Source organism: Deltaproteobacteria bacterium (assembly GCA_016234845.1).
Taxonomy (GTDB): Bacteria; Desulfobacterota; Deferrimicrobia; order Deferrimicrobiales; family Deferrimicrobiaceae; genus JACRNP01.
This window is the reverse complement of sequence record JACRNP010000065.1, coordinates 1-2,200: the sequence shown is the minus strand read 5'-3', so window position 1 is coordinate 2,200 and position 2,200 is coordinate 1. Positions and strand designations below refer to the sequence as shown.

Annotated in this window: 1 protein-coding gene and 1 pseudogene (1 of these 2 cut by a window edge); both read left to right on the top strand. The window is 65.0% G+C overall.

Translation table 11 applies throughout. The annotated features are described in order from the left end of the window. Positions 1-909: pseudogene (locus tag HZB86_05325) on the top strand (DUF1302 domain-containing protein); it begins 788 nt to the left of the window's first position. Between the two features lie 113 nt (positions 910-1,022). Next, on the top strand, positions 1,023-2,200 hold a 1,178-nt coding region (locus tag HZB86_05320), incomplete at its 3' end, for an MMPL family transporter (protein ID MBI5904954.1).

Here is a 2,200-nt window from a genome sequence, read left to right as displayed (position 1 = left end):
CCGTTCAACAACGACAAGACCCCGAAGAACGCCGACCAGTTCGGCGTCGCGGTGCACTACAAGCCGGCGGGGACCTCCATGGACGTGGGGCTCTACTTCATGAACTACCACGACAAGATGCCGGTGCTGAATCTCCTCGCGAACGGGACGCTTCGGTGGGAGTTCCTGGAAAACCGGAAACTGTACGGCGTCAGCACGAACTTCGCGTTGGGGAACTGGGCGATCGGCTGGGAGCTCTCCTACCGTCCGGAGGACGCCGTCGCCCTGACCTTCCCGTACGGGCCGAGCGGTGTGCTGGATTCCCTCTCCAACGGCATCGTCGGCGTCGAGACCCCGCTGTGGATCGACACGAGGAAGTACCAGTCGCACCTCACCGGCCTTCTCAGCCTCACGCCGGGGGACCACGGCTGGTTCCTCGACATCCTTCGGGCGGACACCGCGACGTTCGCGGGGGAATTCGTGTTCACCCACTACCAGGGGGTGAGCCCCGACAAGCGGTACGCCCGGACCTTCGCCGGCACCCCGGTGACGCAGGCCCCCGCCGCCGGCTACGGGTTCTGGAAGGACGACTCGACCATCGGGACCCTCGGGTACCCGATCGTCGCCGGGTTCGGGGACGCGACGTCGATGGGCGTCACAGCGGACTTCAACTGGGCGTACGACAACAAGATCATCAAGGGGTGGCAGGTGATCCCCGGGGTGACCTACTTCCAGGCGATCAAGGGGAACACGCCGACCTTCACCGCGAACTACCTGCAGGGCGCCAAGTCGGCGAACTTCTACGTGATGTTCAACCAGAGCGCCCCGACCCGGTGGCAGGGAAGGGTGAACTACACTTCCTACTGGGGAACGAACCAGCTGCTGGCCGACCGGGACTTTCTCGGCGCGTACATAACGCGTAACTTCTGACGGCTTCCCGGGCCGGCGCCGGTTCGAACGGCGCCGGCCCGGGAAGGTTTTCCAATTCACCGGACGGCGGAAGTCGCCCGAATATCCTTTTGGGGCGGGGGTCGGGAACCGTGCTGTTGAACAGGCTCGTAGCGAAGGCGGAGAAGTTCCTGTTCGGCCACCGCTGGCAAACGCTGGGGGTGATCGGCGCCTTCACCGCCGTCATGGCGGTCTTCGCGCTCCAGCTCCACATGTCCGCCGGCTTCGAGAAGCAGATGCCGATCGGGCACGAATACATCGATACGTTCGAGAAGTACCGGGGCGACCTGTTCGGCGCCAACCGGCTGAACTTCGTCGTGAAGGCCCGCAAGGGGACGATCTGGAACCAGGAGGCGCTGACGCGCCTCTACGACGTCACGCAGGCGGTCATGTACCTGCCCAGCGTCGACCGGGTGGGCGTGCAGTCGCTGTGGACCCCCAACTCCTACGTGAACGAGATCACGGAGGAAGGTTTCCGGGCGGACCAGATCATCGAGGGGACGATCACCCCGGAGGCGCTCACCCCCGAGATCATCGCCCGGATCCAGAAGCTGACGAGCCAGGGCGGGTTCGTGGGCACGCTGGTGTCGCGGGACCAGACCAGCGCGATGATCACCGCGGAGATCGAGGAGGTCGACCGCGAGGGGAACAAGCTCGACTACATCGCCTACAACCGGGTGCTCGAGGAGAAGGTCCGGAAGAAGTTCGAGGACGGGAAGTTCGAGATCCAGATCATCGGGTTCGCCAAGCAGATCGGGGACATCGCGGACGGCGCCGCGGGGGTCCTCGAGTTCTGCGCGATCGCCCTGGTGCTGACCGCGTTGTCCGTGTACTGGTACTGCCGCTCGGTGCGGTTCACGATCCTTCCGATCGCCTGCTCGATCACCTCCCTGGTGTGGCAGTTCGGCACCCTACGGATCCTCGGGTACGGCCTGGATCCGCTGGCGGTCCTGGTGCCGTTCCTGGTGTTCGCCATCGGCGTTTCGCACGGCGTCCAGCAGATCAACTTCATCGTCCGGGGGCTCGCGCACGGGAAGAGCACGGAGGAGGCGGCGCGGGAGAGCTTCTCGGGCCTTCTGATCCCGGGAACGCTCGCCCTGATCACGGCGATCGTGTCGTTCATCACCCTGGTGCTGATCCCGATCCCGATGGTACGCGAGCTGGCGATCACCGCCTCGATCGGGGTGGGGTACAAGATCGTGACGAACCTGGTGATGCTCCCGGTGGCCGCGTCGCTGTTCACGTTCACGAAGGAGTACGCGGACGGGGCGAT